4 protein-coding genes are annotated in these 7,469 nt (G+C 74.2%); all 4 read left to right on the top strand.

Annotated features, from left to right (window positions below; translation table 11 throughout):
• The first annotated feature begins 205 nt into the window (after nt 1–205).
• Complete coding sequence (locus M878_RS60070; RefSeq protein WP_023546134.1) at nt 206–1,783, top strand: DUF4192 domain-containing protein; 1,578 nt, start codon at nt 206–208, stop codon at nt 1,781–1,783.
• 314 nt (nt 1,784–2,097) lie between these two features.
• Nucleotides 2,098–4,290 carry a glycogen debranching N-terminal domain-containing protein gene (locus M878_RS60065; RefSeq protein ID WP_023546133.1) on the top strand — a complete coding sequence of 731 codons (2,193 nt, stop codon included), beginning with the start codon at nt 2,098–2,100 and terminating at the stop codon, nt 4,288–4,290.
• A 131-nt stretch (nt 4,291–4,421) separates the two neighbouring features.
• The gene (locus M878_RS60060; protein WP_023546131.1) at nt 4,422–5,180 is read left to right on the top strand and encodes an NUDIX hydrolase; all 759 of its coding nucleotides are present in this window, start codon (nt 4,422–4,424) and stop codon (nt 5,178–5,180) included.
• A gap of 86 nt (nt 5,181–5,266) precedes the next feature.
• Nucleotides 5,267–7,469 (top strand): ATP-binding cassette domain-containing protein (locus M878_RS99735; RefSeq protein WP_031224645.1); only part of this gene is annotated, 2,203 nt, incomplete at its 3' end.

The following is a 7,469-nucleotide window of genomic DNA, read 5'->3' as shown; positions in this document are numbered from 1 at the left end:
GGCCCGAGCGCGCCGGTGACGTCGCCCGCCACCGCTCCTGCGATACAAGTCGTGCGATCCATGGGCCCGATACAACCGGACGGGACTGACAATCGGGCGGGCTCCGGCCGCGCCTGTGGACAACCCGGACCGGGCTTGTCGTGTCCCTGATTTGAGTTGTCCACAGGCTCAAGCGGAGGATCAAAATCCGCGAGATCGTCGGCGCATGACGAATCACAGCGAAACCACTGGACCGTTCGAGAACAGCGACGTCTCGGGGCAGGAGCGGTTCTCTGGCCCGTCCGCGCACGACACGCAGATCACGCTGCGCACCCCCGCCGAACTGGCCGACGCCCTGCCCTACCTCCTCGGCTACCGCCCGGAGGACAGCATGGTGCTGGTGGCCCTGCACGACCGCGAAGGCCGGGGCAGGTTCGGCGGCCGGGCCCGGCTCGGCATCCCCGCGCACGAGGAGGACTGGGAGGCGGCCGCCCGCCAGCTGGCCCACGGCCTGGTGACCGGCAGCGAACGGCGCGGCGCCCGGCCCGAGCAGATGGTGGCCTACGTCTGCCAGGAGCCGTACCCGGGAGAGTCGGGCCGCGACGTCAAACGACGGCTGGCGCGGCTGGCCCACCTGCTGCGCACCCAGTGCGGCGACCTGGACGTACCGGTCGTCGAGGCACTGTGCATCTCCGACGGCCGCTTCTGGTCGTACTGCTGCCCGATCGAGGGCTGTTGCCCCGAGGACGGCACTCCGATGGGCCTTCCCGGCACGTCCGTGCTGGCCGCCGCGGCCACCTACGCCGGTCTCCAAGTGCGCGGCACGCTCAAGGAGTTGCGTGCCAGGCTGCAGCCCTGGGAGACGACCGCGGCCCTGGAGCAGGAGATCGCCCTGGACGCGGCCGGCATGACCCTGGTGCCCCGCATGCTCGATGACGTGTCCCGCCCGGAGGTGGCGGAGGAGACCCTCGGCCTCGCCGAGCGGATCATCTACCGTTTCGCCGCCGCGACACCAGTGCCGGGCACACACCCGGCGGACCTGCGCGACGACGCCCTGCTCGCGCACGACGAGGCGGCGACGCTGATCCTCGGACTCCAGGACCGCACGACCCGCGACCGAGCGGCCTCCTGGATGGAGGGCGACGAGGCCGGTCCGGCCCTCCGGCTCTGGCGCGCCCTGGCCCGCCGCTGCGTCGGCCCCTACGGCGAACACGCCGCGGCCCCGCTGACCCTGGCCGGCTGGGTCGCCTGGTCGGCAGGTGACGAGCTGGAGGCCCGCGAGGCGCTGGCCATGGCGCTGGGCGCGGATCCGGACTATCTGTTCGCCCGGCTGCTGCACCAGGCCTGCAACGAAGGCATCGATCCGGAGGCGGTCCGCCGCTGCCTGCGCGCGCACCGAACCGACCGAGCGGGGCGTACGCCGGAGGAGACCGGCGCGCAGCGGCACGCGGAGGAGCAAACGGCTCGGCCCGTGCTCCCGGCTCCCGAAAGCGCGACGCCGCCCGGAGCGAGTGGGTGGACGGACACGGACGACGAGGGTGCCGAAGCCCGCCGCGGGACGGGCACTCGCCGACGGCGCCGAGTGCGATCGGCGGATGGCGGCGACCCCCCTCGTGCGGCGCGCACCACGGGCGGACGGCGCAGGCCGGCCGGCTCTCACCCTGCGCCGTCCCCGGCCGAGTCCGCGCGTCCCGGCAGCCGCGGCCCTGGCGGCACACGTACACGTAAGGCCGACGCGCGCGACACCGCGACCGGTACGGCTCTGCCGGGGAGCGACGACGGCAAGCCCGAGGCGGACAGGTGAGCGCCGGCACTCTGCTGGGCCGCCGCCTGGCCCACCGGACCTGTCCGACCGCTCGAAGCCGACGCCCCGGTCCGCCGCACGTCCGTTGGTGGCACCGGCTCACGCGCGGCCCGAGCGGCGGCACCGCCCCGTCGTCCCGCCGCCGTGCGACCGGCTTCCGCGCGCCGAGCCGTGACCCGGACGAGTCCCGCTCCGTTCACCTGAGTGGCGGAACGCCTGGACAGGCCCTGCCGCCGTACGACCCTTGTCCGCCCGGGCGTCCCGCCGGCCGCCCAGCACGTCCGAGGCGCACCGAGCGCGGAGGAAGCCTCCCCATGCACCAGCAGCCGACTCCCTCCTACGCCCCCGACGACGAACGTCCGCCCTGGAACAGGCGCGAGTGGATCCCGCAGGACGGTGCGGTCACCACCGCACGGCAGACCATCGACGTTCCGCCCCCGCCCACGGCTCGCGGGCCGAACCTCTCGGCAAGCCGCGCCAGGCCGTCGACGCCCACACCGGGCCGCGGCCGCCGGTCCACCGCAGCCACACCGGTACGCACACCACAGACCGGCCGCCCGGCGCCCGAGCTGCCGCCCACACATGCCGCGCTGGTCTGCGTCGCCCTGCCGGGCCTCGCCATCTCCGGTGAGGGACAGCTGGACGGCCGGGGGCTGGACGGGTTCTACCGGGGCGGCAGGCGCCTGCTCGCACGGTGCCAGGTCCGTGTGGCCGGCCGCGAACCGCTGGCCGTGCAGGCCAGGATGACGAGTGCCGACAGTGCCCGTTTCGTGGGAACACTGCGGGTCTCCCCGTCGGCGGGCCCCGATCCGGATGTCGTGGTCGAGCGGTTCCGTCGCGCCGACGGAACCGAACGGATCACCCTGCGCAACGCCGCCGCGCGCCCGCTGAGGCTCCCCGTCGAGGTGGCCCTCGGTACGGACCTCGCCGAACTCGCCTCCATCGCGTGCGGCCGGGCGGGCCCCGAACTTCCCGCCACCGTCCACGACTCGGGCCTGCGCTGGGCCACGGCCGGTGCCGCCGCCTCCGTCATCGCCGATCCGCCGCCCTCCGACGCCCTCGCGTCAGCCGGACTGCTCCGGTGGGAACTGGAACTGCCGCCCGGCGGTACGGCGGCCGTCGAACTCCGGGTGCGGCTCGACGGCGCGGGGCCGCTGCGGCCCGCGGGACATGCCACCACCGGCCCGCTCGCCCCAGCCCGGGCGACCGGCGACGACCTCCGGGTGACCCCGCTGCTGGACACGGCGATCGCCGACCTCCAGGCACTGCTGCTGCGCGACGCCGCCCACCCCGCCGACATCCATCTCGCCGCGGGCGCGCCCTGGCGCTGCGGACTGGTCCCCGCCGAAGCTCTGGCCGCGGCTCGCATGGCCCTGCCGCTCGGAACCCGGCTGGCCGCGGGCACCCTGCGCACCCTGGCCCGTACCCAGCTTCCCGAGGGGAACCCACGGGCCGGCCTGATCCCGGGGCCACGGCGCGACGCCGGCCCCTTCCTCCCGCCGGCCTGCACGGGCACGGAGGCCACGCTGCTCTTCCCCGTCCTGCTCGCCGAGGCCCGCCGCTGGGGACTTCCCGAGCAGGAGACGAGAAGGCTGCTGCCCGCCGCGGAACGCTGCCTCACCTGGCTGCGGACCACCGCCGGTGCCGGCCCCTACCTCCCTGACCCCCAGCCCGGCGGCCCAGCCCGCTGCGACACACAGGCCCACGCCTATCGGGCGGCCCTGCTCGGCGCCGATCTCCTCGATGCCTTCGACCGGCCCGGCGCCACCGAGTTACGCGAGTGGGCCCAGGCACTGCGGGCCGCCTTCCGAGCCGACTTCTGGGTCGAGGACCGCGGCGGCGGACGCCCAGCCGTCGCCCTGGCACCGGACGGCAGACCCGTGCCGCACCTCGGTTCCACCGTCGTCCACCTCCTCGACACCGGCCTGCTCGGCTCCGGCCGGCTCGCCCCGGGCCTGCTCGATGCCGTACAGACCGAACACCTCGCCAGACTGCTCGGCACCCCCGCCATGGACGCGGGCTGGGGGCTGCGGGGACTCGGGGCCAAGGAGGCGGGGCACAACCCGTTCGGCCACCGGACCGGAGCCGTCCGCGTCCACGACACCGCACTCGCCGTCGCCGGACTCGCCGCCGCCGGTTATGAGAAGGAGGCGAGCGGCCTGCTGAGAGGGCTGCTGGACGCGGCGGAACACTTCGGCCACCGGCTGCCGGACATGTTCGCCGGCGAACAGCGCTTCAGCGGGAGCGCTCCCCTCCCGCACCCCGCGGCCTGTCGGCCGGCGGCCACCGCGGCGGCCTCCGCGATCATGATGCTCACCGCGCTCGCCGGCGTCCGCCCCGACACCCCCGCCGGTACGGTCACCCTGTGCCCCGTGCGCAGCGCACCGCTCGGCGAACTCGGCCTGACCGGGCTGCGCGTCGCCGGGTCCTCGTTCGCCGTGCGTGTCAGCCGGCTGGGCCTCGCCATGGTCGAGGAGGCGGCGGACGGCCTGCAACTGGGAGTCTGACCTCGTACGACGCCACGGCAACGAAGAACAGGAGCCGATCCTGCACCCCATACCCGAACGCAGCGCAACCGCCACCGATGCGCCCGACGAGGGGGAGTGTTTATCGTCAGGCAGACGACTATGATCGCCGCATGCCCTACGACCCGTCAGCCTTTCCGCCCTTCGCCGTCACTGTGGACCTGGTCGTGCTGACCGTGCGCCGCCATGCCCTGTGTGCGCTGGCGATCCGCAGGGGTGAGCCCCCGTTCCAGGGGCGCTGGGCGCTGCCCGGCGGTTTCGTACGGGCCGACGAGGACCTCACCCAGGCAGCTGCGCGCGAGCTGGCCGAGGAGACCGGGCTGTGCGCACACGACCCCTCGGCCCCGGCCCAGGACAACGGAGCCCACCTCGAACAGCTCGCCAGCTACGGAGACCCCAAGCGGGACCCACGCATGCGTGTGGTGAGCGTCGCGCACCTCGCGCTCGCGCCCGACCTGCCCGCCCCACGCGCGGGAGGCGACGCCAGCAACGCGCGCTGGGCTCCGGTCGAGGAACTGCTCCAGCAGGGTGGATATGGCCGCGACGGCGAGCCCGTGGCACCGCTCGCCTTCGATCACGCCCAGATCCTCGCCGACGGCGTGGAGCGAGCCCGGTCCAAGATCGAGTATTCATCGCTCGCCACCGCGTTCTGCCCGAGCGAGTTCACCGTCGGCGAGCTGCGCCGGGTGTACGAGGCGGTGTGGGGAGTGGCCCTCGACCCGCGGAACTTCCACCGCAAGGTCACCGGGACCCCCGGATTCCTCGTTCCCACCGGAGGGACGACCACGCGTCAGGGCGGCCGTCCGGCACAGCTCTTCCGGGCGGGCGGCGCCACTCTGCTCAACCCCCCGATGCTGCGCCCCGAGGTCTGAGACACGCAGCGCGTCACCCGCATCGCACACGGCATTAGATCGGGATATACCAGAAAAACTGGACATTGCACGCTATCTTGCTGCAGGTGATCCAGGCCTTCGGACTGACCAGTAATTCCCGCAAGGCGAACCGGCCCGCCGTCGACGACGTCTCGTTCGAAGCGCACGCGGGCCATGTCACCATGCTCCTCGGAGGCGCCGGCGCGGGCAAGACGACGGCGCTCAGACTGATGCTCGAACTTCAACAGGGGCGCGGCATCACCTACTTCAGAGGACGTCCCCTGCGCCGGATCGCCCATCCGTCGCGCGAGGTCGGCGTACTCCTCGGTGACGTACCCGGGCACCCGGCCCGCTCGGTCCGCGGCCATCTGCGCATGTTGTGCGCGGCCTCGGGGGTTTCCGCGCGCCGGGCCGACGAGGTCCTCGAAGCGGTCGGCCTCGTCAGCCTCCGTGAGGAGCGCCTCGGCACGCTCTCGCGTGGAATGGACCGCAGACTCGGCCTGGCCTGCGCCCTGCTGCCGGACCCGCACACACTCGTTCTCGACGAACCCTCCGACGGTCTCTCCCCCCGCGAGGCGCAATGGCTCCACGGCATGCTGCGGGCCCACGCCGACCAGGGCGGCACCGTGCTCTGCACCACCGCCGACACCAAGGAAGCCGCACGCACCGCCGACCGGGTCGTCACTCTCGACCGCGGCAGGCTCGTGGCCGACCAGGAGGGAAGGGAGTTCGCCCGTACCCGGCTGCGCCCGCGGGTGGCCGTCCGCAGCCCGCACGCGGCGCGCCTCGCGGCCGTGCTCGCCAAAGAGGCCCGCACCGCGCGCCGCTCCGTCGAGGTCGTACCGGAGGGCGGCAACCGCCTCTCGGTGTACGGCTCCACCACCGCCGACGTCGGCGAGACCGCATTCCGCCACGGCATCCTCGTCCACCAACTCGCGGACGAGACCGGCGACATGGGACCAGGAGCCGGCACCGCACCCGACGGCATCTCACTGGCGAACACAAGCACAGAGCCACAACACCAGCCACCGACGGAACACGTCCATCCCGCACCTGGCTCATCACCGACGGAGCCGGAGCCGCCCGTACGCGACTTGCCGCCCGTGGAGCCTGAAGCGACGGTGCGCCGTCTGCCGATGGGGGAGCGGGGTGTGGCGGTGCATGGTCTGCCGGTGAGCGGGTCGGAGGTGGCGGCCTGTGGTCTGTCGGCGGCGGAGTCGGTGACGACCGTACGCGACTTCCTGGCGGCGCGGCCCGAGGCGACGGCGCGTGGTCACTCGGCGGCGCAGCCGGGGATGGCGGTGCGCGGTCTGTCGGCGATGGAGTCAACGAGGACGGTTGGCGGCTTGCCGCCGGCGGAGCCTGGTGCGGCGGCCGCGCGCGGTCTGCCGCAGATGGAGCCCGGAAAGGCCGTGCGCGGTCTGCCGCCGGCGCAGCCGGATGCCGCAAGGATCGCTGCGGGGGCGCAACCGGCGGCCGGGGCCTCGGCGCCCGGCTCGACCGCGGCGGATGCCGACACGTCCGCATCCGACTCGCCCGCGTCGGAGCAGGCCCCTTCGGCCTCCGGCCGACCGTCAGGAGCGGCGGGCGGCGTGGCGTCGACTCCCTCGGCCAGACAACGGCGCGCCATGCCGTTCGGCTTCTCGGCGGAGGACCGCAAGAGCCCCGTAGGGGACGCCTCAGCGCCGGAGAGGGCCGCGTCCAGCGTGCCCTCGGACGAGGAACCACGGACGGAAGGAGCGCAGGCATGGGAGCGGCCGCAGGCCGTCGGCGGCGAGAAGCCGTCGCTCGGGGCGGCGCCCAACCCCCGGACGGAAACCGAGCACACGGACACCACCCCTCGCGTACCGTCCGAAGACGTGGCGCGGGCCGACGCGGCCCCAGCCGCCGGCAGTACGGCGTACGGCGGTGACAACCCCGACCGCGAGGACGCGACCGGTGGACAGGCCGAAGCGGTTCCCGCCGAGATGTTCGCAGGAACAGCAGGAACCGCAGCGGGACCCGACGGCGCCTGGACCGCAGAGGCGACGACTGCCGCGAACGCCGGGCCCGGGCACGATGCGGTCCGGTCCGCCAAGGAGCCGCAGACCGGCAGCGCGAACACTCCGACCGCAGGCATCTCCGCCCTCCGCGCCCGCCTCCCCGGCGCGAGGAACCCCCGTACCCGTCCACCACAGACCGCCGACGCCGCCCGCCCCGACGGCATCCGCTCCCTCGACGCCCTGTCCCCCCTCCCGCCCCCCATTTCCGTCCGCCCCGCCCCCAGCCCCCTCCGCCCCCTGCGCTACG

Source organism: Streptomyces roseochromogenus subsp. oscitans DS 12.976, from assembly GCF_000497445.1.
In the GTDB taxonomy this organism is placed as follows: domain Bacteria; phylum Actinomycetota; class Actinomycetes; order Streptomycetales; family Streptomycetaceae; genus Streptomyces; species Streptomyces oscitans.
This window is presented reverse-complemented; position numbering and strand designations above follow the sequence as displayed.